This is a genomic window from Desulfofundulus salinus, assembly GCF_003627965.1.
Classification (GTDB): domain Bacteria; phylum Bacillota; class Desulfotomaculia; order Desulfotomaculales; family Desulfovirgulaceae; genus Desulfofundulus; species Desulfofundulus salinus.
Genome location: NZ_RBWE01000001.1, coordinates 577,432 through 602,730 on the forward strand (window position 1 = coordinate 577,432; position 25,299 = coordinate 602,730).

Annotated in this window: 27 protein-coding genes and 1 other annotated feature; of the genes, 19 read left to right on the plus strand and 8 right to left on the minus strand. The window is 54.6% G+C overall.

The annotated features are described in order from the left end of the window. Window positions 1-139: 139 nt before the first annotated feature. Together D7024_RS14560 and D7024_RS02985 are read left to right on the plus strand one after the other, a co-directional pair. A complete protein-coding gene (locus D7024_RS14560; protein WP_125185609.1) occupies window positions 140-370 on the plus strand; it encodes a hypothetical protein in 231 nt (76 codons plus the stop codon). A 48-nt stretch (window positions 371-418) separates the two neighbouring features. Further along, complete coding sequence (locus D7024_RS02985) at window positions 419-1,258, plus strand: DNA adenine methylase (RefSeq protein ID WP_121450458.1); 840 nt, start codon at window positions 419-421, stop codon at window positions 1,256-1,258. 253 nt (window positions 1,259-1,511) lie between these two features. Here the strand turns inward: D7024_RS02985 and D7024_RS02990 are convergent, their stop codons facing one another. Continuing rightward, window positions 1,512-2,693 (minus strand): YkvI family membrane protein, encoded by a 1,182-nt coding sequence (locus D7024_RS02990; RefSeq protein ID WP_121450459.1) that lies wholly within the window; start codon window positions 2,691-2,693, stop codon window positions 1,512-1,514. Between the two features lie 118 nt (window positions 2,694-2,811). On the opposite strand from D7024_RS02990, the gene ytxC reads away from it, so the two are divergent. From ytxC to D7024_RS03045, 11 genes are all read left to right on the plus strand, one after another. After that, on the plus strand, window positions 2,812-3,690 hold the full coding sequence (gene ytxC / locus D7024_RS02995) for a putative sporulation protein YtxC (RefSeq protein ID WP_121450460.1): 879 nt from the start codon (window positions 2,812-2,814) through the stop codon (window positions 3,688-3,690). Window positions 3,691-3,757: 67 nt separating this feature from the next. Then, a complete protein-coding gene (locus tag D7024_RS03000) occupies window positions 3,758-4,357 on the plus strand; it encodes a DUF445 domain-containing protein (RefSeq protein ID WP_121450461.1) in 600 nt (199 codons plus the stop codon). Between the two features lie 81 nt (window positions 4,358-4,438). Then, window positions 4,439-4,681: a binding site (T-box leader), on the plus strand. Window positions 4,682-4,726: 45 nt separating this feature from the next. Further along, window positions 4,727-6,637, plus strand: a complete 1,911-nt coding sequence (gene thrS / locus D7024_RS03005; RefSeq protein ID WP_121452438.1) for a threonine--tRNA ligase — start codon at window positions 4,727-4,729, stop codon at window positions 6,635-6,637. Window positions 6,638-7,151: 514 nt separating this feature from the next. Beyond that, complete coding sequence (locus D7024_RS03010) at window positions 7,152-7,373, plus strand: NifU family protein (RefSeq protein WP_013821630.1); 222 nt, start codon at window positions 7,152-7,154, stop codon at window positions 7,371-7,373. A gap of 57 nt (window positions 7,374-7,430) precedes the next feature. After that, entirely contained in the window at window positions 7,431-8,264 is an 834-nt protein-coding gene (locus D7024_RS03015) for a carbon-nitrogen hydrolase family protein (protein WP_121450462.1), read from the plus strand. A 36-nt stretch (window positions 8,265-8,300) separates the two neighbouring features. Continuing rightward, window positions 8,301-9,392 carry a redox-regulated ATPase YchF gene (gene ychF, locus D7024_RS03020; protein WP_121450463.1) on the plus strand — a complete coding sequence of 364 codons (1,092 nt, stop codon included), beginning with the start codon at window positions 8,301-8,303 and terminating at the stop codon, window positions 9,390-9,392. Window positions 9,393-9,441: 49 nt separating this feature from the next. Next, window positions 9,442-10,335 (plus strand): radical SAM protein, encoded by an 894-nt coding sequence (locus D7024_RS03025; protein WP_121450464.1) that lies wholly within the window; start codon window positions 9,442-9,444, stop codon window positions 10,333-10,335. A 163-nt stretch (window positions 10,336-10,498) separates the two neighbouring features. Continuing rightward, on the plus strand, window positions 10,499-10,723 hold the full coding sequence (locus D7024_RS03030) for a hypothetical protein (RefSeq protein WP_121450465.1): 225 nt from the start codon (window positions 10,499-10,501) through the stop codon (window positions 10,721-10,723). A 32-nt stretch (window positions 10,724-10,755) separates the two neighbouring features. Beyond that, window positions 10,756-11,058, plus strand: coding sequence for a spore coat protein (locus D7024_RS03035; RefSeq protein ID WP_072869820.1), 303 nt, complete (start codon window positions 10,756-10,758; stop codon window positions 11,056-11,058). Between the two features lie 355 nt (window positions 11,059-11,413). Next, the gene (locus D7024_RS15070; RefSeq protein ID WP_243113671.1) at window positions 11,414-11,632 is read left to right on the plus strand and encodes a hypothetical protein; all 219 of its coding nucleotides are present in this window, start codon (window positions 11,414-11,416) and stop codon (window positions 11,630-11,632) included. 143 nt (window positions 11,633-11,775) lie between these two features. Further along, window positions 11,776-12,405 carry an ATP/GTP-binding protein gene (locus D7024_RS03045; RefSeq protein ID WP_121450466.1) on the plus strand — a complete coding sequence of 210 codons (630 nt, stop codon included), beginning with the start codon at window positions 11,776-11,778 and terminating at the stop codon, window positions 12,403-12,405. A 128-nt stretch (window positions 12,406-12,533) separates the two neighbouring features. On the opposite strand, the gene D7024_RS03050 is transcribed toward D7024_RS03045, so the two are convergent. Beyond that, entirely contained in the window at window positions 12,534-14,630 is a 2,097-nt protein-coding gene (locus D7024_RS03050; RefSeq protein ID WP_243113672.1) for a heavy metal translocating P-type ATPase, read from the minus strand. A 7-nt stretch (window positions 14,631-14,637) separates the two neighbouring features. After that, the gene (locus tag D7024_RS03055; protein ID WP_165859249.1) at window positions 14,638-14,952 is read right to left on the minus strand and encodes an ArsR/SmtB family transcription factor; all 315 of its coding nucleotides are present in this window, start codon (window positions 14,950-14,952) and stop codon (window positions 14,638-14,640) included. 255 nt (window positions 14,953-15,207) lie between these two features. Between D7024_RS03055 and D7024_RS03060 the strand changes: the two genes are divergently transcribed. Together D7024_RS03060 and D7024_RS03065 are read left to right on the plus strand one after the other, a co-directional pair. After that, the gene (locus D7024_RS03060) at window positions 15,208-16,590 is read left to right on the plus strand and encodes a DNA recombination protein RmuC (protein WP_121450468.1); all 1,383 of its coding nucleotides are present in this window, start codon (window positions 15,208-15,210) and stop codon (window positions 16,588-16,590) included. 20 nt (window positions 16,591-16,610) lie between these two features. Beyond that, on the plus strand, window positions 16,611-17,465 hold the full coding sequence (locus D7024_RS03065) for a carbohydrate deacetylase (protein ID WP_243113673.1): 855 nt from the start codon (window positions 16,611-16,613) through the stop codon (window positions 17,463-17,465). Here the strand turns inward: D7024_RS03065 and D7024_RS15325 are convergent. From D7024_RS15325 to D7024_RS03085, 4 genes are all read right to left on the minus strand, one after another. Continuing rightward, window positions 17,462-18,319 (minus strand): methyl-accepting chemotaxis protein, encoded by an 858-nt coding sequence (locus D7024_RS15325; RefSeq protein WP_121450470.1) that lies wholly within the window; start codon window positions 18,317-18,319, stop codon window positions 17,462-17,464. The genes D7024_RS03065 and D7024_RS15325 overlap by 4 nt on opposite strands. 331 nt (window positions 18,320-18,650) lie before the next feature. Then, on the minus strand, window positions 18,651-18,881 hold the full coding sequence (locus D7024_RS03075) for a UPF0175 family protein (protein ID WP_279220965.1): 231 nt from the start codon (window positions 18,879-18,881) through the stop codon (window positions 18,651-18,653). Next, a complete protein-coding gene (locus D7024_RS03080; RefSeq protein ID WP_121450471.1) occupies window positions 18,859-19,080 on the minus strand; it encodes a hypothetical protein in 222 nt (73 codons plus the stop codon). Before D7024_RS03080 ends, D7024_RS03075 begins: the two co-directional genes overlap by 23 nt. Window positions 19,081-19,162: 82 nt before the next feature. Further along, window positions 19,163-20,284 carry a PRK06851 family protein gene (locus D7024_RS03085; protein ID WP_121450472.1) on the minus strand — a complete coding sequence of 374 codons (1,122 nt, stop codon included), beginning with the start codon at window positions 20,282-20,284 and terminating at the stop codon, window positions 19,163-19,165. 202 nt (window positions 20,285-20,486) lie between these two features. Here D7024_RS03085 and D7024_RS03090 point away from each other — a divergent pair, with 202 nt between their 5' ends. Continuing rightward, on the plus strand, window positions 20,487-21,062 hold the full coding sequence (locus D7024_RS03090; protein ID WP_121450473.1) for an ANTAR domain-containing response regulator: 576 nt from the start codon (window positions 20,487-20,489) through the stop codon (window positions 21,060-21,062). 27 nt (window positions 21,063-21,089) lie between these two features. Here D7024_RS03090 and D7024_RS03095 read toward each other — a convergent pair whose 3' ends face one another. Further along, a complete protein-coding gene (locus tag D7024_RS03095; protein WP_125185611.1) occupies window positions 21,090-21,281 on the minus strand; it encodes a hypothetical protein in 192 nt (63 codons plus the stop codon). Between D7024_RS03095 and glnA the strand changes: the two genes are divergently transcribed. The 3 genes from glnA to D7024_RS03110 all read left to right on the plus strand — a co-directional run bounded on the left by glnA (window position 21,274) and on the right by D7024_RS03110 (window position 25,218). Continuing rightward, the gene (glnA, locus tag D7024_RS03100; protein WP_121450475.1) at window positions 21,274-22,593 is read left to right on the plus strand and encodes a type I glutamate--ammonia ligase; all 1,320 of its coding nucleotides are present in this window, start codon (window positions 21,274-21,276) and stop codon (window positions 22,591-22,593) included. The two genes, D7024_RS03095 and glnA, sit on opposite strands and share 8 nt — an antisense overlap. Window positions 22,594-22,825: 232 nt before the next feature. After that, on the plus strand, window positions 22,826-24,406 hold the full coding sequence (locus D7024_RS03105; RefSeq protein ID WP_121450476.1) for an FMN-binding glutamate synthase family protein: 1,581 nt from the start codon (window positions 22,826-22,828) through the stop codon (window positions 24,404-24,406). 230 nt (window positions 24,407-24,636) lie between these two features. After that, window positions 24,637-25,218 (plus strand): ANTAR domain-containing response regulator, encoded by a 582-nt coding sequence (locus tag D7024_RS03110; RefSeq protein ID WP_121450477.1) that lies wholly within the window; start codon window positions 24,637-24,639, stop codon window positions 25,216-25,218. Window positions 25,219-25,299: the final 81 nt, after the last annotated feature.

A 25,299-nucleotide genomic window follows, 5' to 3' on the forward strand; every position in this document is an offset into this window, starting at 1 on the left:
GCGCAGGAACTACTTCCTCCAGCGCCACAATTTCCTGGAAGAACTAGCGGAAAACGAAGCGGTCAGAATTATCCACGTCCCCTTCGACAGGGAGCGGTACTCCAGGTGGCTCCTGGAAAACCCTCACTGAGAGGATGGGGTGAAAGCCAGGATCGCTGGAAGTGGCAAAAAACCGGCGGCTCTCAAAGAAGTTGTGTCCTTACATCCCATCTTGCCCGCACCGCACCTGGAGGAGGAGCTTACCGTACTGGTATATTACAGTGTTGCCGTGGTTCTGGTGGCTTCCGGCGAGATCGCGACAATTTCTGGGAGGTGTCGCAACAAGATGTTGCGCAGGTTGCGCTTATCGTGCAGGAGTTCGCCCCCTTAAGGGCGAATTTTTGTTTGCATAAGTTGATCCGGAAGGACGATGATAGTTATGTTTGAGACATTCCCTGCCCGCATGGTGGGGAGCGGTCCCAGGCCGCCGGTCAAGTGGGCGGGTGGCAAGGGCCAACTCATTTCGCAGTTCGAGCCGTTGTTCCCTAAAAGAGAGTACGGCTTCTACATAGAACCCTTTGTCGGCGGCGGTGCTGTTTTCTTCCACCTTTTGCCCTCCAGGGCGATACTGATTGATAGCAATGACGAGTTGATTAACTTTTACCATGTTGTCCGGAACGACCTGGAAGCCCTCCTTAGAGATTTGAGGAAACATGAGAACACGGCTGAATATTATTACCGTGTCCGTGCCCTGGATCCCGAACAGCTTACCCCTGTGGAAAGGGCCTCCAGGTTTCTTTACCTGAACAAGACGGCTTATAATGGGTTGTGGCGCGTTAACAGCCGGGGGAAGCACAACGTGCCCTTCGGGCGGTATAAAAATCCCAGGATAATGGACGAGACGAACCTGCGCCTGGTGAGCCGGGTTTTGAAAGACGCGGAAATCCTTTGTGACGACTTCAGCCGGGTGCTGGAATATGCCGGGCCGGGCGCTTTCGTTTATATGGATCCACCCTACCACCCGCTTTCGGAAACGGCCGATTTCACCAGCTATACCCCTGATGCATTTGGAGAAGACGACCAGCGCCGGTTGGCGGAAGTTTTTCGAAAGCTGGACTCAATTGGCTGCCTCGTCATGTTGAGTAATTCGGATACACCATTCATCCGCGGGCTTTATAAAGGCTATGACGTACAGGTGGTTTACGCCAGAAGGGCCATCAATTGCCGGGCTGATAAACGTGGTCCGGTACCGGAGCTGGTTATTCGTAATTATTGCTAGCCGGGAGTGGGAAGATTGTCACCAGATGTCTCTTCCAGGTATAATACGATGCGGCGGGGACAATGTGAATTTTGGACGGTGGATGAAAAGTTGGTAAACCTCTTAAACGGGCGAAGAGACCATGTAAGGTTGTTGAAGGTATTGAACGAACCCGGCGAGCCTTGACCTGTCCGGGTGTCGCTTTCAAAAGCGCGTAACCACCTGCAATCCGCGGAAATACTGTTTTGGAAATACTTACCCGCCGTTTTACCCGTTACTCATGCTTTTTACCGCCTCCCTCCTTTTCCTCCCCCGCCAGTTCCTCAGCCACTTCGAAGGCCATGGCCGGGGCGGGTTGGCGGGCCAGGACACTCTCTCTTGCTTCCCTTGCTGGCTCCACTTTTTTATCCTTAATAAAACCGTATACCAGGGAACCCAGTAGCAACAGCCCCGCAAAGCCTACCGCCGGGAATAGGGTGCCCACCAGCTTTGAAAAACCAAATTGGGCCAGGCCGAAGGCCATAACACCTGCTCCGATGGTTATCAAGCGGTACTTTGACGTACCCTGTCTGGCCAACCGGGCCACAAAACCGTAGAGGCTGCTAACCGCCGTGGTATAAATTTCAGCGAGAAGCACAATGATATACCCGATACGGGCCAGGGGTGAAATGGTGCCTGCCACATAGATCATGGGTATTTCAAAGTTTGTTGCCCGGCCGATATGCGTTAAAATAGAAAGGTTAATGGCGGTTGCGCCCACTCCCAGGCCGATTCCTCCCAGAATGGCGCCTATTTTTAATTTCCGGGCATCGGACATGCTGCCCAGGGGAGCAAGTATGGCCACCGACAGCACCAGGTTATAGGAGGCATACAAAAGGGCCGTCAGGGGCCAGAAGGGTACCGGTGCTTTTCCGGGGTTGGCGTAGACCCTGAGTGTCGACGCCAGGGTGCCGAAATCTGTGGTGATGGTATATATGGCCACCCCAAACACTGCCGCCAGCAGCAGTGGCACTACGAAACTGATGGAAGTAACCACCCCGGCAATGCCGGTAAGCACCGTGACAAGGGAAATGACAATCATTGCCAGGCTGCCCCAAAAGAAGGGCAGCCCTAATTGTTCCGTAAAAATTGCCCCGGCCCCCGCTCCCATGGTGACCAGACCGCCAAACAGGAAAAGGGTAATCACCCAATCTATAGCCGTACCCACCCATTTTCCGCCGGCGTAACGAACAAGAGGTAAGTGAGAATCCGCGTTAAGCCTCCTTCCCAGGTCCAAAATCAGGTAACCAAAAAAGGCCAGAAGAACTGTAGTCAATACCAGTCCCAGCATTCCGGGCAGGCCAAAGTAACCGAAAAACTGCAGTACTTCCTGGCCGGACGCAAAACCTGCCCCTACCACTGTTCCAATGTAGGTTGCGGCGATTGTGAAAACGGAAAGCAGCTTTTTCTTTGTCATATCCTTATTTTTAGATAAATGGCCCGAATTTAAACAGCCACATTATTACGGGAAAGGCTGGTTGTATACCGGTTTTTAGCCGCACATATACTAGATTAAAGAAAGGACGGTGAAATTGATGGCAGATATCTCCATCGGGACTGCCCGGCACATAGATCTAATTAAAATCCGGCTGGGAAGGGATATGAAAAATTTAGAAAAAGAGGGGTTGAAGGTCAGGCTGAAAGAAAGCTCAGCCGGCAGGTTTAATTTTGTGTCCTGTCAGGTAATGCCCGATGGAGGCCAGAAGGGAGACATCCAGGCCATTTTTCGCCACCATATTGCCCGCTCTCTCTCCGATTTGATTTTGGGCCAGTGGCAGAAGTTGCTGCTTAAGGATATGATCAGGGAGAACTACTACTACTTCAACGAGGAGGAACGGCAAAACATTTTTAAGTATGCCTTAAGCCATGTGGGTTATGGTCGGGGCGGGCGAAAAGCAGTTTGCCAGCAACTGTTTAAAAAGAGAATCATGGAAAAGATTCTGGATTTTTTGAGGCATAATAACCAGATCATTGTTGAAGGATTTATACGCTTCCGTCTTAAGGATTATGTGGAACAATTGGAACAGGCCGTGGAAAGGGCAGTGGACGACTTCCTGATGGAAAGGGAGTATCAGGAATTTATCCAGCTGCTTAAATATTTTGTGGAAATTCAGGAATCCCGGGTTGAACTGGTGCATGTGCTCAAGCTGCCCGGGGGGGCGTTTCAACTTTTAGACGAGCAAAAACAGGTCCTCAGGGTAGACTACCTGGAAAATCTATTTATGGATTTAACGGAAGGGGAAATTAATTATGAGGACATGCTTATCAGCACCTTAATTACCCTGGCGCCCAAACAAATTGTCATTCATAACCCGGACTGCGAGAAAAAAAACACCGTCATGGAAACGATTAACCTCGTCTTTTGGGGCCGGGTAAGGGAATGCACCGACTGCTCCTTATGTCGAAAAAAATAATTTGTTGCCCGTTTTTTTTTGTTCTGATATATTTCTTACAGGAATGCCAGAACGGGGTGAGAAGGATTTGCATTGGACGCAGGCCGTGCTGTTGCCGGTAGTGGGGGCCCTGATCGGGTGGCTGACCAACTGGCTGGCGGTACGGCTGATCTTTCGTCCCTACAAACCAGTTCGTGTGCTTGGCTACACCATCCAGGGGGTAGTACCCAAAAGGCGTGGTGAGCTGGCCAGGGTCATCGGCAGGGTGATTGAGGAGCAACTCCTTCCCAAGGAGCAACTGCTCAACTACCTTCGCTCAGAACAATTAAACGAAGATCTGATCTGTTCCGTGGATACGGCTGTCCGTGCCAGGGTGATGGACAGGCTGCCCGGTTTTTTACCCCTGTCCCTGCGGCGAATGATTTCCGACGCTCTGGCCGAACAGATCAAAAGGGAACTGCCACCCCTGGTTAATGAACTGGTAGACCGCTTTGGGGAAAAGCTAAAAGTAGATTTCTGTTTGTCCAGGGTAGTGGAGGAGCAGGTAAATAGTTTTTCGCTGGAACAGTTGGAAAAAGTCATTATCTCTGTTGCTTCCCGGGAACTAAAACATATCGAAATCCTGGGAGGCTTGCTGGGGTTTATGATTGGTCTTTTGCAGGTGGGCATTTTGGGGCTGTATAAATAGGCGTTGTGCTGAAAGCCTCCGGGTCGCCTTTCAGTTGACACAAGCACAGATTCCCAATATAATAACGTAACGAAGCATAAAGCAATGGTGATGAAGGGGAAGAGTAGGCCCTGAAATGCCCGTCCCCAGAGAGGGGGTGCCGCGGCTGGAAGCATCCCTGGATGGGAGGGGCTGAAAACCACCCCGGAGCTGCCCTGCCGAACGCCGTGACACGCGGTAAATAAGCGGGGCCGGTGAGGACCGTTACCACCTTAGAGGCGGGCTGGCCTTTTTTATCTTTTGGTCGCCAAGCAGGGTGGAACCGCGGATTATTTCGTCCCTGAAACAGGGACGTTTTTTATTTCGGTATTAAAAGAAAGGGGTTCTTCTATGGTCAAGGTAACCTTAAAAGATGGTTCCGTGCGGGAATACGAGCCCGGTACTCCTTTGAGCCGCATAGCGCAGGACATCAGTCCCCGCCTGGGCAAGGAAGCCCTGGTGGCGGCGGTGGACGGGCGGCTGGTGGACTTGAGCTACCCTTTACACAGGGATGCCGCCGTTGAGTTCTACACCTTTGAAGATGAGCCGGGGCGGGATGCTTTCCGCCATAGCGCCGCCCATGTCATGGCCCAGGCCGTGAAGCGACTCTTCCCGGAAGTCAAGCTGGCCATCGGCCCGGCCATTGCTGAGGGGTTTTACTACGATTTTGATGCGGAAAAGCCCTTCACGCCTGCGGACCTGGAGAAAATTGAAAAGGAAATGCAGGCCATTGTGAAGGAAGATCTTCCCTTTAAACGGTTTGAAGTATCCCGGGAGGAGGCACTGGAGCGGTTTTCTGCCGCCGGGGAAAAGTACAAGGTGGAGCTTATCAATGAGCTGCCGGGAGATGCGGTAATTTCCTGTTACCAGCAGGGTGAATTCGTGGACCTCTGTGCCGGTCCCCACATTCCTTCCACCGGCAGGCTGAAAGCCTTTAAGCTCACTTCCGTGGCCGGGGCTTACTGGCGAGGCGACGAGAGAAATAAGATGCTCCAGCGCATTTACGGCACCGCTTTTCCTAAGAAATCCCAGCTTGAAGAATACCTCTTCCGTATTGAAGAGGCCAAACGCCGGGATCACCGGAAGCTGGGAGCGGAGCTGGACCTGTTCAGCATCCAGGAAGAAGGGCCGGGCTTTCCCTTTTTCCATCCCAGGGGCATGGTCCTGCGCAACCAGCTGGAACAATTCTGGCGGGAAGAGCATTACAAGAGGGGTTACCAGGAAATCCGCACGCCCATCATCTTAAACCGCTCCTTGTGGGAAAGGTCGGGGCACTGGGAACACTACCGGGAAAACATGTACTTTACCCGGATCGATGACGTGGAATACGCCATCAAGCCCATGAACTGTCCGGGGGGCATCCTGGTGTACAAGAGCCGCCTGCACAGTTACCGGGAACTGCCCATTCGCCTGGCGGAACTGGGTCTGGTGCACCGGCACGAACTTTCCGGTGTGCTCCACGGCCTCATGCGGGTGCGTTGCTTTACCCAGGACGATGCCCACATCTTCATGTTGCCCTCCCAAATCCGGGAAGAGATCATCGGGGTCATTGACCTGGTGGATTATTTCTACAGCATCTTTGGTTTCAATTATAAAGTGGAACTCTCCACCCGTCCCGAAAAATCCATGGGCTCCGACGAGATCTGGGAGATGGCTACCACTGCCCTGGAAGAGGCCTTAAAGGCTAAAGGTATGGCGTATAAGGTAAATGAAGGGGACGGCGCCTTTTACGGGCCCAAAATTGACTTCCACCTGGAGGATTGCCTGGGGCGTACCTGGCAGTGCGGCACCATTCAGCTGGATTTCCTCATGCCGGAGAAGTTTGATCTTACCTACGTTGGTGAGGACGGCCAGAAGCACCGTCCGGTTATGATCCACCGGGTGGTGTTTGGCAGCATTGAACGTTTTATCGGCATCCTTACCGAACATTTTGCCGGTGCCTTTCCCACCTGGCTGGCCCCGGTCCAGGTCAGGGTTCTGCCCATTGCCGACCGGCATGCCGGCTACGCCCGGCAGGTGGTGGAGCGGCTGGAAAGGGAAAATATCAGGGTAGAGCTGGACGCCCGCAATGAAAAGGTAAATTACAAAATCCGCGAGGCCCAGGCACAAAAAATACCCTACATGCTGGTGGTGGGTGACATGGAGGCCCGGGAAGGCACTGTGGCTGTCCGCCACCGCGCCCGGGGGGACCAGGGTGCCCTGCCCCTGGAGGAATTTATCGCCCGCATTCTGGAGGAAATCCGCACTAAAGCTATTGGTTAGGAAAGTATGAAGGGGTGGGTTGTTTTGGTTGGTTTCCAGGCCTGAAGTATCCCCAGTTTTTTAAAGCCCCTGTTTTGGCTCGGTAGCGAGCGACTTGAGCCGAGCACTAGTTTGGCCCGCGAGGCTCACCGGAGCGAGCAGGAGCCAAAACAGGGTAGTTGGAAAGTGGGGATAACTCAGGTTTGAGCCAATTGCGATGTTCGGAAGTAGAGATGAATAGGCCGTTTTAGGGCAGTGGCAAAAATATTTTACCCCGGCACGCGTGCCGGGGTAAAATATTTTTGCCACTGCCCTAAAACGGCCTATTCATCTCTACTTCCGAACATCGCAATTGGCTCCTCTGAAGCGCGCCCAAAAGACCACGGTGGAGTTTGTTTTGTGTGAAAATTCTTCTTGCCAGCAGGACCAATTGCAGGTAAAATAGGGTAGGGCAAAACGCCAGAGAATAAGTTTTCAGGGGCAAACCCATACTAGGTTTAACCATCTTTAAAAATCAGGAAAGGGGGAAAGGGGATTGCGGGAAAAAGTTGAGGAAGTACTCAATAAAATACGCCCTGCCCTGCAGCGGGACGGTGGCGACGTGGAACTGGTAGATGTCGGTGCCGATGGTGTGGTGAAGGTCAGGTTAAAAGGTGCCTGTGGCGGGTGACCCATGTCCACCTATACCCTGAAAATGGGGATTGAGCGGTCGCTCAAGCAGGCAATTCCGGAGGTTAAAGAAGTCATTCAAGTTTAAAAGCCGCGAAAAAAGCCTCTGCACCAGCAGGGGTTTTTTCTATAGGGGGTGGCCCAGGTGCAACGGTACAATGTGGCCGTATGCCAGATGACCATAAACCAGGAAAAAGAAAAAAATCTTGTCCGCGCCCGGGAGATGATTGCCCGCGCCGCGAAACAGGGGGCCAGGCTGGTGGTTCTGCCGGAAATGTTTAACTGTCCTTATGTGGCCAGGCTCTTCCCCCAGTATGCAGAAAGTTACCCGGAGGGGCCCAGTTTACAGATGCTGTCCCGGGCAGCCCGGGAGGAGGGGGTTTACCTGGTGGGTGGCTCCCTGCCGGAGCGGGATGGCGACCGGGTTTATAACACCAGTTTTATATTTGCCCCGGACGGGCGGTTACTGGGCAAACACAGAAAGATGCATCTTTTTGATGTGGAACTGGCCAGCGGATTAACGGTTAAAGAATCCAGCACCATTGGTGCCGGAAATCAGGTTACGGTGATTCCCTCAGAACTGGGCGGCCTGGGTGTGGCCATCTGCTATGATATCCGTTTTCCCGAGCTCATGCGGTTGATGGTGTTGAAAGGAGCCCGGGTGGTGGTGATCCCGGCGGCCTTTAACATGACCACCGGCCCGGCCCACTGGGAGCTAATTTTCCGCATGCGGGCCATTGATAACCAGGCCTATTTCATCGGGGCCTCTCCGGCCCGGGATCCCATGGCACCCTATGTGGCGTATGGCCACTCCCTGGTAGTGGATCCCTGGGGGAATGTGGTCAGCATGGCCCGGGAAGGGGAAGAGATTATCTATGCCGAGATAGATCTGGATTTGATTGAGAAGATTCGCTCGGAACTGCCTTTGTTGCGTCACCGGCGTACGGATGTCTATGCCCTGGAGTTGCTCGCCCCGTAATCCCTCTGGTAGAATAGAAAAGAATGGGGTGAGCAGATGTTAAGTTTTGGCATTGTGGGCCTGCCCATGGTGGGCAAGACAACCATCTTTAATCTGGTCACCGAAAGCGGTGTACAGACTTCAAACTTTATGACCGGCAAAACCGAGACCAATGCAGGTATGGCCCGGGTGAGGGATCCCCGGGTGGATTTTCTTTCCCGCCTGTATAACCCCCGCCGCACCATTTACGCCCAGGTACAGTGCAGTGATGTGCCCGGCCTGGTGCGAGGAGCCAGTGAGGGCAAGGGATTGGGAAACCAGTTCCTGGAAGGCATCCGGGGGGTGGACCTGCTGGTTCATGTGCTCCGGGCTTTTGCCAACCCGGATGTTCCCCATGTGGATGGGGAAATTGACCCCCTGCGGGATCTGGAAACGGTTAGCTTGGAGTTGCTCCTGGCCGATATGGAATTGCTGGAAAAGCGCATCGACCGCATTAAATCCGGTAAAAAGATTAACAAAGAAGGCGCTTTGGAACTGGAAGTGTTGGAAAAGTGCCTGGCTGCCCTGGAAAACGAGTTGCCTTTGCACCAGGTGGAGCTTACCGAAAAAGAAAGGGCGGTACTGCGCAATTATAATTTTTTAACCGAAAAACCCGTGATTTTAGTAGTCAATACCGATGAAGAGCAGTTTAAATCGCGGCGGTATGCGGGACGGGAGGCCCTGGAGGAGGCGGCGTCGGCCCGGGGTCTAAAAATGATTGAGATTTGCGGCCAGATGGAGATGGAAATCAGCCAGCTATCGCCGGAAGACCGGGAGTTGTTCCTGGCTGATCTGGGGGTTAAGGAACTTGGCTCGGACCGGTTGGTGCGGACTGCTTATGAGGAGCTGGGTTTAATTTCTTTCTTTACCGTTGGCGAGGATGAAGTCAAGGCCTGGACCATCCGCAAGGGTACCGATGCCAAAAGAGCCGCCGGTAAAATCCATTCCGATATCGAGCGGGGGTTTATCCGGGCGGAAGTGGTGACCTTTAATGACCTGCACCAGCTGGGTTCTATGGCTAAGGTCAGGGAAAAAGGCCTTGCCCGCCTGGAAGGCAAGGACTACATTGTTCAGGATGGAGACATCATCAACTTCAGGTTTAATGTATAAGGTAAAAATGTATAATAGAAGAAAATGGCAATTGGGGGCTTCTTGAGCTATGGGTTACCGCGATCTTTTTCCAGACGAACTGGCGGCCCGGGTGGAAAAGGCGGTGGAGCTCCTGGCTGATTGCACTGTTTGCGCCCAGTACTGTCATGTCAACCGGTTGGAGGGGGAAAAGGGGTTCTGCCGGGGCGGGCGGCTGGCGGCGGTGAGCAGCTGGGGTCCCCATTTTGGGGAAGAGGAAGTCCTGGTGGGCCGGCACGGTTCGGGGACCATTTTTTTCGCCCATTGCAACCTGGCCTGCCGCTTTTGCCAGAACTGTGACATAAGCCAGTACGGCGAAGGCAGCGAACTGACCGCCCGGGAACTGGCCGGCGCCATGCTGGAATTGCAGGATATGGGCTGCCATAACATTAACCTGGTTTCCCCCAGCCACTATGTGCCGCAAATCCTGGAAGCCCTGTATATTGCCGCCGGTGATGGCTTAACCCTGCCCCTGGTTTACAATACCGGTGGATATGATGCCCTGCACACTTTAAAGTTATTGGACGGGGTAGTGGATATTTACATGCCCGACATCAAGTTTGGCGATGACGGGATTGGTGAGCGCTATACCAGGGCGGCCAATTATTTTACGGTGGCCAAACAGGCGGTTAAGGAAATGCACCGGCAGGTAGGGGATCTGGTGGTGGATGAGCGGGGTATGGCCGTCAGAGGACTGCTGGTGCGCCATCTGGTCATGCCCGGCGATCTCGCCCGTACCGGGGCGGTGATGAAATTCCTGGCCGGGGAGATATCCCCCAACACCTTTGTAAATATTATGGATCAATATTACCCGGCCCATGAGGCCCGCCGCTATCCGGAACTATCCCGGCGGATTACCCGTGAGGAGTTTCGCCGGGCGGTGGAAATTGCCCGGGAATGCGGTTTGCAGCGCATTTATTCGTAAAACTTAAATATCATCTTCACCGCTTGGGCGGCGGTCGTTCCTGATCCGGCAAGGGGTCCGGAACGACCGCCCTTTTTTTATGGGGTTTGACAACAGTGTTTTAAAAAGGTGGTATAAAATACTTTTCCTGTGAAATACTAGGCCGCGAGAGGAGGTGGAACAAATGCATCACTGGCGGATGACCGAAATGGAGAAGCTTCACATTATGGAGCAGTTAAGGGCTGAGGAACTGTGCACAAAGAAAGCCCGCTTTTACCTCACTCAGACCCGGGATCCGGCCATCCAGGGACTGCTGCAGCAGTGCATTGACAAAGGGCAGCGGCATATCAGCACCCTGAACAACCTGCTCCGGGATGCCGGGTTATCGGGCATGGCGGCGCAACACTAATTTCCAATTGCCACACACAGGAGGTGTTAGCAGTGCAGTTTTCCGACCGGGATATCCTGGCCGATATGCTCACCGGAGCCAAGATGATCTCCACGGGTTATCACATGGCCGTGCTGGAAGCGGCTAATGACCGGGTGCGGAACACCCTTATCCATATCAACAATGAAGAAATGAACACCCAAAAGCAAATCTTTGATTTGATGCACTCCCGGGGCTGGTACCCCCTCGATCCCGTTTTCACGGGTACGCCTATGGGACCGGAAGCTACCAACATCCGTGGGCCCGAGGGGCCTATGGGGAGAATGGCTCCCGGAATGGGTCCCGCGCAAATGTAAGCTGACTCTGGACTCCCGTAAACGAATACGGCCAGAAGCCTGCCACTGGTGGGCTGCCTGTAGGGAAGAACAAGAAAGGGAAGACCGGGGAGGAAGAGGCCCGGTCTTTTTTCCTTTGTGCCCGGTCGCAAGCCTTGTGTCGTGTTCAAAAACAGTTGCCGGAAGGTTACTAAGAAGGCGGGTTTTAAGGGGGAGGGTGTAAACCGTGGGAACAATGCCCTGCCGGAAGGTCACCAGGCATAGTACGGTAAATTGCTGGTAGGCCCATTTTTCCTGCATCTGGGGAAGATTTTTTGCGTTTCAGAAGCCGAAACGCGCACCACGCAGCCCCTTTTGCATTGGCGGATCCATGATAATGGCTGTATTTGGGCCGGCCGCCCATGGCTCTGGAAGAGCCTCCCATAGAAGGACGGGATATCGCCGATATTGTACCGGCATGGCGGAGTTAAAATATCCTAAAAAGGTGGTTCTGGGCGAAATCGCCGTGCGGGATGGCTTCCAGCATGAAGAAAAGTTCATCCCCACCCTGGCCAAACTGTGGGTTCTGGAGGACCTACGGAGCATAAGTAAATGACGGGGTTTGACCATTAAAGGCCCCTACGCCGCACCGGGCGGAAGGGGTCTTTTTTATCTGGTGCATTTTATTTACGAAAGGGAACTGGTGGCCCTCCGGCGAATGTTTAAAGCACGAACATTGGAGAAGGGAGGAGTGAGAATATGGCCGAGGGTAAAAAGACCAGAAAGATTGCCATTCTTGGTGGTCCGGGTACGGGTAAAACAACGTTATGTAAACAGTTAGATGTGGATTACAGCATGGCCGGCTATATAAGTGACGTTTGCCTGGAATTTGCCCGCTCATACATTGCCTGGTACGGGGTGCCCAGGAGCATTTTTGAACAGTTTCTGCTCTATGAGGGGCAAAAACGCCGGGAAGAGGAGCTTTCCTACTGCGACATTATTTTCTGCGACAACGCCACCATTTTGAATTACGTGTACGGCCTGTTGAGCTGCGATTTCAAAAACCCGAAGGAAGTTTACGCCTTGATGAAACTGTATGAGTGGGCCATGCGAGACCTGCCCGAGTATGACATCTTTTACGTGCCCCGGGAGTTTGATGTGGAAAAAGACGGAATAAGGTACCAGGACAGTGATTTTGCCGTGGTCGTGGATGCCAAGATAAAAAATTTCCTGGATATCATGAATGTACCCTACACCATAGTAAGAGGGGACCTGGAAACCAGGGTAAAGACGGTTAAGGAAAAAATCGGTTTTGTAGAAAAGCGCAAGCGCTGTACTGCCATCCACGAGGTGGCTTTACGGAACGATAATGGAAGCTGTCCGGTTTAATGGCTTCTCGATGAGAAAGGGCGGCGGTCGTTCCGGAACGACCGCCGCCCAATTATTATTATTATTATTATTATTTATGTTCGTACAGGTCCGGTGCCCGGGCCTGGGCCTAGATGGCCTGGCCATATCTACCCGGTTGTGCATTTTGTTCCACGCGTGGCATTGAGAATGGCCAGCAGGGCGACCCCCACGTCGGCAAAGACGGCCTCCCAGATGGTGGCCAGCCCCAGGGTTCCCAGGCCAAGAAAGAACGCTTTCATGCCCAGGGCCAGGATGATGTTTTGTTTGACAATTGCCCTGGTGTGACGGGCAATTTCCATGGCCGTGGCCAGTTTGGAGGGAGCATCCTCCATGAGCACCACGTCGGCGGCTTCAATGGCCGCATCGGAACCCAGCCCGCCCATGGCCACCCCCACATCGGCCCTGGCAATAACGGGGGCATCGTTGATACCATCACCGACAAAGGCCAGCTTTTGCCGTGGAGGCAGGTTGGCCTTTAGTTCTTCCACCCGCCGGACCTTGTCCTCCGGCAGGAGCTGGGCATAATAGTGATCTATGCCCAGCGTTTCGGCCACCCGGCGGGCAGCCCTTTCCTCATCGCCGGTCAACATGACCACTGTCTTTACCCCGAGGGCTTTCAACCTGGCAATGGCCTGGCGGGCATCGGGTTTAATTTCGTCGTTGATGACAATGTACCCGGCCAGGATGCCGTCAATGGCTACAAATACCGTATTGCCTTCTACGCAAGAGATATCGTGGGAAATCCCCTCCCGGTCCAGGAGGCGGTCCCCCCCAACCAGAACGTTTTTGCCCGCGACCCGGGCCAGGATGCCGTATCCCGGGATTTCCCGGCAGTCGCTCACACTGTCCAGGGGAATTTCCCGCCCCCAGGCCCGCCGGATGGACTGGGCTACGGGGTGGGTGGAATAAGCTTCGGCCGCCGCAGCGTAAGCCAGCACTTCCTCCCGTTGAAAGCCGTTTTGAGCTACCACCCGGTTGACCCGGAAAACCCCCCGGGTTAGGGTTCCCGTTTTATCAAAGACCACCGTATGCAGGTTGGCTAAGGCGTCCAGGTAATTGGCTCCCTTGACCAGAATGCCCTGGCGGGAGGCCCTGCCGATGCCGCCAAAATAGGACAGGGGTATGGAAATGACCAGCGCACACGGGCAGGAAATGACCAGGAAAATCAGTGCCCGGTAGAGCCATTGGGACAAGGTGGCACCGGGAACCACCAGCGGGGGTATAAAGGCCAGCGCAAGGGCTCCCAGCACTACTGCCGGGGTATAGTAGCGGGCAAAGGTGGTAATGAACTTTTCTACGGGGGCCTTTCTGGCCGCGGCATTTTCCACCAGTTCCAGGATCCGGGCTACGGAGGAGTCCTTAAAAGGCCTGGTTACCTTTACGGTCAGAAGGCCCTGGCCGTTGATCATGCCGGCCAGGACTCTTTCTCCCCTTTCCACCTTGCGTGGTACGGATTCTCCCGTCAGCGCCGAGGTATCTACGAAGGACACGCCTTCCAGAACCTCGCCATCCAGGGGCACCCTTTCGCCCGGGCGGACCACAATGATCTGGCCCGTTACCACTTCCTCCGGTTTTACCTGCCTGGTTTCGCCGTTCACCAGCAAATTGGCGTAATGGGGACGGATATCCAGAAGGGCGGCTATCGAGCGGCGGGATCGATTAACGGCCCTTTCCTGGAAGTACTCCCCGATGGAATAAAAGAGCATTACTGCCACCGCTTCGGGCAACTGGTGAATGGCTATGGCCCCGAGGGTGGCCAGGCTCATGAGGAAATTCTCGTCAAAAACTTTTCCGCGCACAAGATTTTTCAAAGCGGTTCGGAGGATCTCCCTGCCCACCAGCAGATAGGCGGTAAGCAGGACCAGGTACTCGGCCCAGGAGTAAGGGGTTTGGTGCAGGGATTCCTGGAAGAGAAAGCCAATAACCAGAAGGGCGGCCGAGATGCCGGTTACCAGAAGGTTTCTTCTACCGTTCGCATGTTCCCTTGCCTGTTTGGCCTCACGGGGTTCTACCAGCCTTACCTCGGGTTTAATGCGATGAATAGCCTCCTGTGCCCGCCTCGCCAGCTCCGGGGGCAGCTCCAGAGTGCGGTTGGCAAAGTTGATGGTAGCATGTTCCAGTCCCTTAATCTGTTGCAATTCGTGTTCTATTTTGGCTGCACAACTGGGGCAGTCAAGACCAACCAGGGTGTAGCGCATGGACATACTCCTTTCACCGCTCTTCCGCAAAGTGCGCCTGGGCTTCACGGATCAGGTTGACGATATGGTCGTCATCCAGGGAATAATAGACCATTTTCCCTTCCCGGCGGTACTTCACCAGACGCATTGCCTTCAGCAGCCGGAGGTGGTGGGAAACGGCAGGCAAACTCATTTCCAGGATTTCCGCCAGATCACATACACAAAGTTCCCTGTAGGACAGGAGGTAGAGGATCTTGGTGCGGGTTTCGTCTCCCAGCACCTTAAAAAGTTCGGACAAACCGGCTACTTCCAGCACTTTGCCCTTAAGATCTTCGATTGCAGTGGACACACAAAAGGTGTCACAGACGTCGTTATTGGGAAAATATCTGGTCGTATGAAATACCCCCCTTATCCTTAAAAGATTAAACAATTACTTAATTGAATTATATTTTTGCCAGTCACCATTTGTCAAGCTGCTAAAATGTTATCGGCGTGAATCCTGTCCGTTGGGCCCCGGAGGGGGTATGTTTGCCGGTTGTTGCTTCCTGTGCCCGGGCTGGAGTAAAATGGAGATGTTCGGTGGAAAGGAGATGATCTAACGGACATGTTTGAAGCTTTGTACTTGCTGGCAGGGGTAGCTGCCGGGGTGCTGACCGGTTGGCTGTTGGCCGGCATCCGTATACGGGCCCTGTCGGCTGAGGTTGTGGCCGCCCGGAGCAGGGCGATGGCGGCGGAAGGCATTAATGCCGAGCTGCGCCAGCAGCTAAACCAGGTGCAGCAGGAATTAAATGATCTCCGCCTGCAGGTGGTCCGGGAACACCAGGCCCGGGTTAGGGCGGAAACTTCCCTGGAAGAGGCCAGAAATAGCCTTACCGAGCAGAAAAAACTCCTTGCCGAAGCCACCCAGCGCCTTACCGATACCTTTAAAGCCCTTTCTGCCGAAGCTTTAAAAAGCAACAATCAGGCTTTCATTGAATTGGCCCGTCAGGTGCTGGAAGGCGTGGTTGTGGAAGCCCGGGGCGATCTCCAAAAGCGGCAGGAAGCCATCGATGCCCTTATTAAGCCCCTGAAAGAAGAGCTCATCCGGTATGAGGCCCAGGTGCGGGCCATGGAAAATGCCCGCCAGGAAGCTTATGGAAGCTTGAAAAGACAGCTGCAGGAGCTTAGCCAGACCCAGCAGTTGCTGCACAGGGAGACGAGCAACCTGGTAAACGCCTTAAAAACCCCCCAGGTGCGGGGGAGATGGGGAGAAATAACCCTGCGCCGGGTGGTGGAAGTGGCGGGCATGTCCCCGTACTGTGACTTTGTGGAACAGGTTTCGGTGGAAACGGAAGGGGGGCGGCTGCGTCCCGACCTGGTGGTAAAGCTTCCGGGGGGCAGGACGGTGGTGGTGGATGCAAAGGTCCCGTTAAAGGCCTACATGGAAGCCACCGAGTCCGCCGATGAAAACGCATGGCGCCTGGCCATGCAAAGACATGCCCAGGCCGTGCGGGCGCACATGCAGTCCCTGGGTTCCAAGGCCTACTGGAGCCAGTTTACGCCCGGCCCCGACTTCGTAGTTCTTTTCCTGCCGGGGGAATCCTTTTTCAGCGCCGCCGTGGAGCAGGACCGGCGGTTGATTGAAGATGCCCTGGCCAGCCGGGTGCTGCTGGCTACTCCCACCACATTAATTGCCCTTTTGCGTACAGTGGCCTTGAGCTGGCAACAGCATCATATGGCCGAAAACGCCCGGCAAATTGCCGAAGCGGGCATGGAGCTCTACGAGCGGGTGTGCAAGTTTGCCGGACACCTGGCTAAAATAAAGGATGGCCTGCAGAAGGCCACCCAGTCTTTTAACAATGCAGTCGGTTCCTGGGAGAGCCGGGTGGTGCCGGGAGCCAGGCGTTTAAAAGAACTGGGAGCTGCCATGCCGGGTAAGGAACTTTTACCCTTAAGCCAGGTGGAAATCGCGCTGCGGGAATTGCCCCCGGAGCGGGAGCGGGAGTAGGGCGTGGGGGGCAGCCGTGCTTGAATTCCTGCAGGGTGCCGTCCCGCCTGTTCTGCGGGCAAAACGCGGGTGGAACACGGTGCAAGTGGGGGTGCAGCTGCGTGCTGCTCATCGTCAACGCCGATGACTTCGGTTACACGGTGGGAGTAAACCGGGGGATTATTAAAGCCATGGAATGCGGGGTGGTCACCAGTACCAGCCTGATGGCCAACCAGCCGGGTACCGGGGATGCCCTGGCTGTTTTATGCCGGGGTAGGCTGAAGGCTGCCGGGGTACACCTTTGCCTGACGGCGGGCAGACCCCTGTGCGACCCGGCAGCTGTACCTTCACTGGTAGATGGCCGGGGATGGTTCAAAAAAAGGGACGCCCTTCTCTCGGGGTCCTTAAACGGGGAGGAAGTGAGGCGGGAATTCCTGGCTCAGGTGGAAAAGGTCAGGGCGGCGGGAGTACGGGTAAGCCACCTGGATACACACCATCATGTCCACACACATACCGTAATATTGGAAGCCCTGCTGGATGTGGTCCGGCGCTACGGGCTGCCTGTGCGGAGCCTGGACTCTTCCATGCGCCAGAGGCTTATCCGGCAGGGTGTACCCACCCCCGATTATTTTTGCGGCCACTGGTTTGGTGAGCAGGTCTCCGGGGAATCGTTTCGCCGGTTAGTTACTGCCGGGTTGCAGAGCGGTGCCGGGGTAATGGAGTTGATGACCCATCCCGGCATAGTGGATGAAGAACTGAGGCAGCGGAGCAGCTACACCTGGCAGCGGGAGAGGGAACTGGCCATTCTCTGTGACCCGGGCACCAGGCAGTGGCTGCTTGAGCAGGGGGTCAAACTGGCGAGTTATCTGGATCTGGCAGGTCGCCCCCCTGGTTAGAGTTTGGAGGCCACTTCATGAAGGTGAGAGCCGATTTGCTGCAGTTTCTCCACCATTTCAGCTATCTTTTCCATCGTCCTGGCCTGTTCCTGGGTTATGGCGCTGTTTTTTTCAATGCCGGCGGTAACCCTTTCAATGGAACTCTTGAACTGGTTTAAAGTCTTCTCTATCTCCCTGGCGGAGCGGCTGCTTTCTTCGGCCAGCTTGCGTACTTCCTGGGCTACCACGGCAAATCCCCGCCCCACCTGGCCGGCCCGGGCTGCTTCAATGGCGGCGTTCAATCCCAGGAGCTTGGTCTGGTCGGCCACGTTCTGGATGAAGGTCAGGATCTGGGTGGTACTCTTTACCTGTTGGGCTGCTTCCTGCGACTCCCGGACAAGGGTCTCGCCGGTGGCGGCCAGCTCCTGGGAGGAAGCGGTAAATTCATGGATGGCATGCGCCGCCTGCTGGATGGCTTCTGCCACCGCCTCGGCCTGGGCCTGTATCTGTGCCTTCATTTCCTCGTCCCTGAGCATCTTAACCACCAGGGCCGAGGCAATCCGGGCTATGGGCTGCACGATTTCCAGCTTGCCGGCAATCCCGAAGGTGCCGATTTTTTCCCCGTTTGCCTTGATGGCCAGGTTAAAACCTTCCTTCATGGTCCCGCCCGAGGCGGCGGCCTCCTCGGCGGTCACGCTGTACTCGTCCACCGGGGAATTAAGGATGGTCCGGGCACCTTGATGGGCTACTCCCATACGCGTTTGGGCGGAGTCGGCAATGATGGTGCCGGTCCGGTCGCAGACAATGGTGTGGTGTCCTGTTTCCCGGTAAATGAACTCGGTGATTTGCCTGGCCACGTCCAGCTGCAATTCCACTACTCTCACTCCTTTATAAAATACTTGAGCTTGCACTACGGCAGAATATCGTTCTCCCTCTAATGTTGCCTTTATGATGGTCTGGCCAATCCAGTAAATAATTCGGCAAAAATTAAACTTTCCTTACCGGGGTCCGAAAAAATTTCGTGTAACTTGAAATAACAAAGGCGGCCGGTAGTCCCGCAGCAAGGAAAACAAGGGATACCGCCGCCCGGTTGGGCCATACGAGACCTGCTCATATGACATCTTTTAAGTGTCCCGGGAGCTTGATGCGGTTGTTTCCGCTATAAAACATTCTGTGTGAGGGTACAAGCCCGGTAATGCATATGGTTTACGGGTTTTTCCCAAAGGAATCTTCCAATTCCGGCAACAGTGTTGCCAGGCCTTGTTCGGGTTCGGGCATGATGTTTATATTTTCAGACTTGAGAATTTCGTTCATTTCAAAGTAATCGACTCCCAGCATGTCTGCGCACTGCCGGATAGTCATCCGGCCCTCCCGATATGCTTGTACGGCCCCTACGTGGTTGCTAATGAACAGCTTATAAAGATCTTTCGCCCCCATACAAATCCTCCTTGTACTTGCGGGAGCCAGTACCCGGTCCCTTCAACATGCCGATTAACACTGCCAGGGGGTCATCAGAGCCGCCACGCAATTCTTCGTTTTCTGGTATGGGAAGGGTGATTCCTAATTTGCGGAATAACTCTTCCTTTTGCTTTGGGGTCAATTTTTTGATTTCTTCAACCAAACGTTCAACTGCCATTTGATTTCACCTCGTTATCCAGTATACCATATCCTGTAAATAAGAGCAACAATTATGCGGTGAGCTATCATGCCGGCCAATTCTATCCCTGTTGCCCGTTTACCTCTTCCGCCAGCTCCAGGATCCTGGCCAGCACCTTTTGCCTGCGGGCTTCGATGTCCTGGAAGTTCATGTTCGGGATGTAGCAGGCTTCCACTTCATCGTGGACCTTTTTGGCGCGGTGGATGAAGTCCACGGCTTCTTCCATGCAGCGCCGATACATCTCCCGGGCGGTATCCCTTTCGGCCTGCAAAACCGGGCCGGACACGGGCCTGACACAGGTCATGGTGTCCACAACCACGTCGCCGTTTTGGGGTTTATAATAGTGGGGCTCCACGGAATTAACCACCGCCAGGTTCAGCCCGGGGATGACCAGGTGTTCGATCCGGGACGGATCCAGGGCACAGTGGTAGGCTTCAACGTCGTACCCGCGCATTAAAGCGGCATCCATAATCCGCCGGACCAGGGTGGTCTTGCCCGTACCGTCGTCGCCATTGATAATATAACGTTTCTTTAAATGGCCAACAATAGTGTCCAGGTAGCTTACCGTTCCGTCAGGGGTGATGGCCGTAGCAAAAAGGTGGCGGGCTTTGGGGTTGTCTGTCTGGCGCGTTTGTCCCGCAAAAATTTCGTGGGTCAAATCAAGCGCGAGCTTATCAAAGGCACCCACATTAAAGGCGCCGGTTTCCCGGTAATGGCTGCGCACCTCTTCCAGAAAGAGGTGGGCGGCGGCCAGGTAGCTGTAGGCCCGTTTAAACAGCCGCCCTATTTCCTGGTTTAAAGCCAGGATTTCCTTTTTATGTGCCCGCAGGCCTTCTTCGTTCCAGTGGTCCCCGAGGTGAACAATTTCATCCACCGCTCCCGGGTTCTTGGGATCAACCACGTGCGGGGCGGTGCCGTCCAAGAGCGCCACCCTGATGGCCGGGATAACTACCCCGTCCAGGGACCCGTTGTCCGAAGAGCAGCAGTGGAACTCCACGTCGTAACACCGCTCCAGCATTTCTTCGCCAATCTTGCGCATAAAAGTTGACTTACCGACACCGGGTCCTCCTTTAATAACAAAAATGCGGGTGGCGTCGGGTTCAATAATGTAGTCGTAAAACGAGTAAAATCCCCGGCAGGTGTTGCCCCCCGGGAAAACCTTTTTTAGCCTGCCCTTATTCAATATGCGTACCCCCCAGATTGTTTTTGGGGAAATATATGCTTATTTGCAAGTTAAAATGACACGTTGCTGCAATATTGGGATTAAAAAACCGGCTTCAAGAGAGTATGGCACCCTGGAAAGGCAGCCCTGGCAGCGGTTCCCCGCATCAATAGCCGCATGTTATAATGTAATTCAGTGACGAAAAAGGTGGAGTGTGGTCCCGGTGTACAGGACCCGCATTGTTGTTGCCGAAAGCGACAGGGATTTTCGCGCCCGGCTTAAAGAGATCCTGCGCCATGCAGGATACATGGTGATTGGGGAAACGCAGGACGGCCGGTCCTTGCTGCAGATGGTCTTTCAAACCACCCCGGAACTGGTGATTTTGGAATACCGCCTTCCGGGCAGTGAGGGCATAGATGTGGCCGGCATTATCGAAGAGCATCATGTAGCCCCGGTGGTGCTTACGGCCGACTTGCACCAGCAAAATGTGGCCGAGCTGGTTCGTTCGCCCGGGGTTTACGGGGTGCTCCCCAGGCCATTGCAGGAGGAAATGGTGGTGCCGACCATTGAAATGGCCATGGCTTCCTTTGAGCGGACCATGCGGCTGGAAAAGGAAATTAGAGGCCTGCGCAAGACTCTGGAAGAGCGCAAGTTGACGGAGCGGGCCAAAGGTTTGCTTATGGAGAGAAAAGGAATGACGGAGCGGCAGGCCTATAAATACCTGCAAAAGATGAGTATGAATCGCTGCGTACCTTTAGCCCGGGTGGCCCGGGAAATTATTATGGCCCTGGAAAAGTAAGGGTATTTGTAAATTTTTGCGGCGGGGCTAACTGTATACAGTATTTCTTGTTAAGAACATCTTGATCTCCCGGGCAATCCTGTTATAATCATCATTGTACGGTTTTTTCAGGGCAATGGCGTCCTGATTCAGGCCTGTGGAAAGTAAACGCGGGCCTGAAGCAGGGCGTTTTTTGTTTTCTTGTCCCTGAGTTTTGGAAGGAGAGATCACCATGCCCACCCTGACCTCCGAAGACGTCCTCCACAAAGCCCGGGAATACAATGTCAAGTTTATCCGGTTACAGTTTACCGATATTTTTGGTGTCTTGAAAAATATAGCCATCACTGTAGAGGAATTACCCCGGGCGCTGGAAGGCCGGGTGATGTTTGACAGTTCGGTGATCGAGGGTTTCGTCCAAAACCGTGAGTCGGACATTTACCTGCTCCCCGACCCGGCAACCTTTGTGATCTTTCCCTGGCGGCCCCGGGAAGGGGCAGTGGCCCGGTTGATCTGTGATGTGCTGACCCCCCAGGGTGAACCTTACGGTGCCTGTTCCCGGGCGGCTTTAAAGCGTGTGCTGGCCAGGGCGAAAGAAATGGACCTGGAGTTCCGGGTAGGAGCGCAGATCGAATTTTTCCTTTTCCATACCGATGCCCAGGGCAAACCGACCGTTATCACCCACGACCGGGCAGGGTATTGTGACCTTACGCCGGTGGATCTGGGTGAGAATGCCCGCCGGGATATGGTGCTCACCCTCCAGGAGATGGGCCTGGATGTTTCTTCTTCCCACCATGAGATTGCGCCGGGGCAGCATGAAATCTTCCTTAAAGAAGATGACGCTTTAACTGTGGCCGACAGCATTGCCACCTTTAAATTTGTGGTGCGCACCATTGCCCAGCGGCACGGCCTGCACGCCTCCTTTATGCCTCGCCCCCTGGCCCGTTACAACGGTTCGGGAATGCATTTGCACCAGTTTCTGTGGCGGGACGGTGAAAATGCCTTTTACGATCCTGCCGGGGAGCACCAGCTGAGCGAACTGGCCTACCGTTATATAGCCGGGTTGATTACCCATGCCGGGGCCTTAACGGCCATTACCAATCCGCTGGTCAACAGTTACAAGCGTCTTATACCCACCGACCTGGCTCCGGTACTGGCCGCCTGGTCGGAGGAAAACCGCAGCACCATGATCCGCGTGCCGGCTCAACGCCAGGAAGGCACCCGGATAGTTTTACGCAGCCCCGACCCCACTGCCAATCCCTACCTGGCTCTGGCTGCTTCCCTGGCGGCCGGACTGGACGGTATCGAACACGGCCTGGTGCCCGGGGCACCCCTGTCGGAAAACCATGCACCGGTACGGGAGCTAATTCGCCGCATTGGCCTGCCCCGCCACCTGGCCGACGCGTTACGTGCCCTGGCCGGTGATGCGGTGATTCAGAACGCTCTGGGACGGGAGATCACCGCTCGCTTCCTGGAAGCCAAGGAAGACGAATGGGAGCGCTATCAGGCCGAGGTACACCAGTGGGAGCTGGATGAATATTTGACTAACTTCTAGTTCCGGGATTTTGTTACCAGGACACTTTGTGAAAGAAACAATCCGGGGTGTTCCCGGTGGAAAAATAGATGAGAAAGGGGGGATGGTTGGCAAAGAATTGGCTGGATAGAGAGAAACGGCGGATAAAAAAAGTCCGGCTTGATGTTGACCACCAGGCCGGCACTGGAGAAGAAAACATTTTTAGAAAGAACCATTACCTTAATTTTACCGTGTTTTTTAGGAGGATGGAACAATGAGTTTTAGTAAAGGTGTTAACGCTACTGCAGCTACCCTGACCCGGCTGCGCACCGGTGAGAGCTATTGTCCCTTTAGCGGGATGTGTGTGACCTGTCTGGACGGTTGCCCCGGCCTTTGTGAAATAGGTAAATCTTCCGTGCGGGGCAAGGAAGTACTTTATCCCCAGCCCTTCGGCAAAACTACCTCTGCTTCCCAGAAGGATTACCCGGTGGATTATTCCCACTTCAACATCCTCGGTACCGCCGTGGGCGCCCACGGTATTGAAGCCGATCCCGACAGGGCCATTTTCCCGGCGGTCAGCCTGGAAACCGCCGTGGGAGCCAGCGCGGATTTAAGACTCAACCTGCCCATTGTAATCGCCGCCATGGGGTCCACCAATGTGGCTGCCAATAACTGGGATCACCTGGCCGCCGGGGCGGCTATATCCGGGGTGGGCATTGTTATTGGTGAAAACGTATGCGCCATGGACCCCAATGCGGAAATAAAGGATGGGCGCGTTGTCCATTCCCCCAACCTTGCCAGGCGGGTGAAGGACTTCCAGGAATGGTACAACGGCAGGGGATTTATTGCCGTGCAGGCCAATGTGGAAGATACCAAGCTGGGGGTCCAGGAGTACGCCATTGAAAAGCTGGGCGTGGAGGCCGTGGAACTCAAGTGGGGCCAGGGGGCCAAGGACATCGGCGGCGAAGTGAAGCTGGACAGCCTGGAGCGGGCACTGCAGCTAAAGAGCCGCGGGTATATTGTGCTGCCCGATCCCACGGACCCCAGGGTACAGGCGGCCTACCGGGCCGGTGCTTTCAATGAGTTTGAGCGCCATTCGCGCATTGGCATGGTGGAATACGAGTCCTTTATGGCCCGGGTGGAAGAACTGCGCAAGGCCGGGGCAAAGTACGTCTTCTTGAAGACCGGCGCCTACCGTCCGGCCGACCTGGCCCGGGCAGTAAAATATGCCTCTGATGCCAGGCTCGACCTGCTGACCGTTGATGGTGCCGGCGGCGGTACCGGCATGAGCCCCTGGCGGATGATGAATGAGTGGGGCGTGCCCACCGTCTACCTGCAGGCGCTTCTGGTTAAGTACCTGGATAAACTGGCAGCCAGGGGCGCCTATGTCCCGCCGGTGGCCATTGCCGGTGGTTTCACCCTGGAGGATCACATGTTCAAGGGACTGGCTATTGGTGCTCCCTACGTGAAAGCCATCGGCATGGCCCGCTCGCCCCTGACGGCGGCCATGGTAGGTAAGACCGTGGGCGAAGCTGTAAAATCCGGCAAGGTGCCCAATGAGTACAAGAAATACGGTGAGTCCCTTGAGCAGGTCTTCATTGCTGCCAGCGAGCTGAAGGAAAAACTGGGTGCCGAAGCCTTTGAAAAACTGCCCGTGGGAGCCATCGGTGTCTACACTTACTTTGAGCGGCTGGCCCAGGGCCTGCGGCAGTTCATGTGCGGCGCCCGCAAGTTTGCCCTGTCCTACATCACCCGGGACGATGTGACCGCCCTGACCAGGGAAGCAGCTGAAATTACCGGCATCAGGTACGTCATGGATGTGGATGCCGAAGAGGTTGAAGAAATTTTAGGTTAACACTAAAAAACTGTTGCCAAGGGCCGGGGTACGGATTATAATAAAAACATGCCAAAGGTTTATTTGTAGGGTACAATGATGTGCCCGGCTATGAACAGGCAATGACGCCCTCGACAGGCCATACGGCCTTGAAGAGGGCATTTTTCTTCCCGGGAAGGTGGTATTTTTTCCAGTAGTCCGGCAACGCCCGGCGGATTGGTTACCAGGAACAATTTGGGAGGAAAATCTCCATGGCGGAACAGAGAATAGTGCTGGTAGATAGCGATGCCACCTGGAGAAAGTCCATTAAAGCCGTGCTCACCAAGCTGGGATACTGGGTCGTGGGTGAGGCATCGGATGGCCTTTCGGGCCTCAAGCTGGTGCGCAGCCGGCAGCCGGATCTGCTGATCATCGAGGCCGGGGTGCCGGGCATGGACGGGCTGGAAGTGGCACGCATTCTCCATGAGGATAAATTGGCCCCAGTGGTCGTGCTGGTTAACTCCATGAGTCCCGGCCTTTTAGAGAAAGCCAAAGAGGCGCGGGTATCGGCCCTCCTGACCAAGCCGGTGGATGAAAGTACCCTGTTGTCCGCCGTGGAACTGGCCCTGGCCAACTACCAGGAAATCATCAAGCTGGAAAGCCAGGTCCAGGAATTAAAGGAAGCCCTGGAAACCCGTAAATTGGTAGAAAAAGCCAAGGGAATCCTGATGGAGACACTGGGACTCACGGAAGCCGAGGCATTCCGGCGCATGCAAAAAAGCAGCATGGACAAACGCATTTCCATGCGTCAGGTTGCCGAAGCCATCATCCTGGCCCACAACTTAAAAAGTTAAGGTATAATGACGTACCAAAAAATGGGCAAAGGCGCCCTGTGGGGAATTAAGTCAGTATGAACTATTCCCTTGGGGCGCCTT

Excerpts from the sequence above, each read along its gene's own strand:
- D7024_RS03025 (WP_121450464.1), top strand. The coding sequence starts at position 9,442 with ATGGGTTACCGCGATCTTTTTCCAGACGAACTGGCGGCCCGGGTGGAA.
- ytxC (WP_121450460.1), top strand. The coding sequence starts at position 2,812 with ATGGCAGATATCTCCATCGGGACTGCCCGGCACATAGATCTAATTAAA.
- D7024_RS03110 (WP_121450477.1), top strand. The coding sequence starts at position 24,637 with ATGGCGGAACAGAGAATAGTGCTGGTAGATAGCGATGCCACCTGGAGA.
- D7024_RS03045 (WP_121450466.1), top strand. The coding sequence starts at position 11,776 with ATGGCCGAGGGTAAAAAGACCAGAAAGATTGCCATTCTTGGTGGTCCG.
- D7024_RS03075 (WP_279220965.1), bottom strand. The coding sequence starts at position 18,881 with ATGGGGGCGAAAGATCTTTATAAGCTGTTCATTAGCAACCACGTAGGG.
- D7024_RS03050 (WP_243113672.1), bottom strand. The coding sequence starts at position 14,630 with ATGTCCATGCGCTACACCCTGGTTGGTCTTGACTGCCCCAGTTGTGCA.
- D7024_RS02985 (WP_121450458.1), top strand. The coding sequence starts at position 419 with ATGTTTGAGACATTCCCTGCCCGCATGGTGGGGAGCGGTCCCAGGCCG.
- D7024_RS03105 (WP_121450476.1), top strand. The coding sequence starts at position 22,826 with ATGAGTTTTAGTAAAGGTGTTAACGCTACTGCAGCTACCCTGACCCGG.
- ychF (WP_121450463.1), top strand. The coding sequence starts at position 8,301 with ATGTTAAGTTTTGGCATTGTGGGCCTGCCCATGGTGGGCAAGACAACC.
- D7024_RS15070 (WP_243113671.1), top strand. The coding sequence starts at position 11,414 with ATGGCTGTATTTGGGCCGGCCGCCCATGGCTCTGGAAGAGCCTCCCAT.
- D7024_RS03080 (WP_121450471.1), bottom strand. The coding sequence starts at position 19,080 with ATGGCAGTTGAACGTTTGGTTGAAGAAATCAAAAAATTGACCCCAAAG.
- D7024_RS03030 (WP_121450465.1), top strand. The coding sequence starts at position 10,499 with ATGCATCACTGGCGGATGACCGAAATGGAGAAGCTTCACATTATGGAG.
- D7024_RS02990 (WP_121450459.1), bottom strand. The coding sequence starts at position 2,693 with ATGACAAAGAAAAAGCTGCTTTCCGTTTTCACAATCGCCGCAACCTAC.
- thrS (WP_121452438.1), top strand. The coding sequence starts at position 4,727 with ATGGTCAAGGTAACCTTAAAAGATGGTTCCGTGCGGGAATACGAGCCC.
- glnA (WP_121450475.1), top strand. The coding sequence starts at position 21,274 with ATGCCCACCCTGACCTCCGAAGACGTCCTCCACAAAGCCCGGGAATAC.
- D7024_RS03060 (WP_121450468.1), top strand. The coding sequence starts at position 15,208 with ATGTTTGAAGCTTTGTACTTGCTGGCAGGGGTAGCTGCCGGGGTGCTG.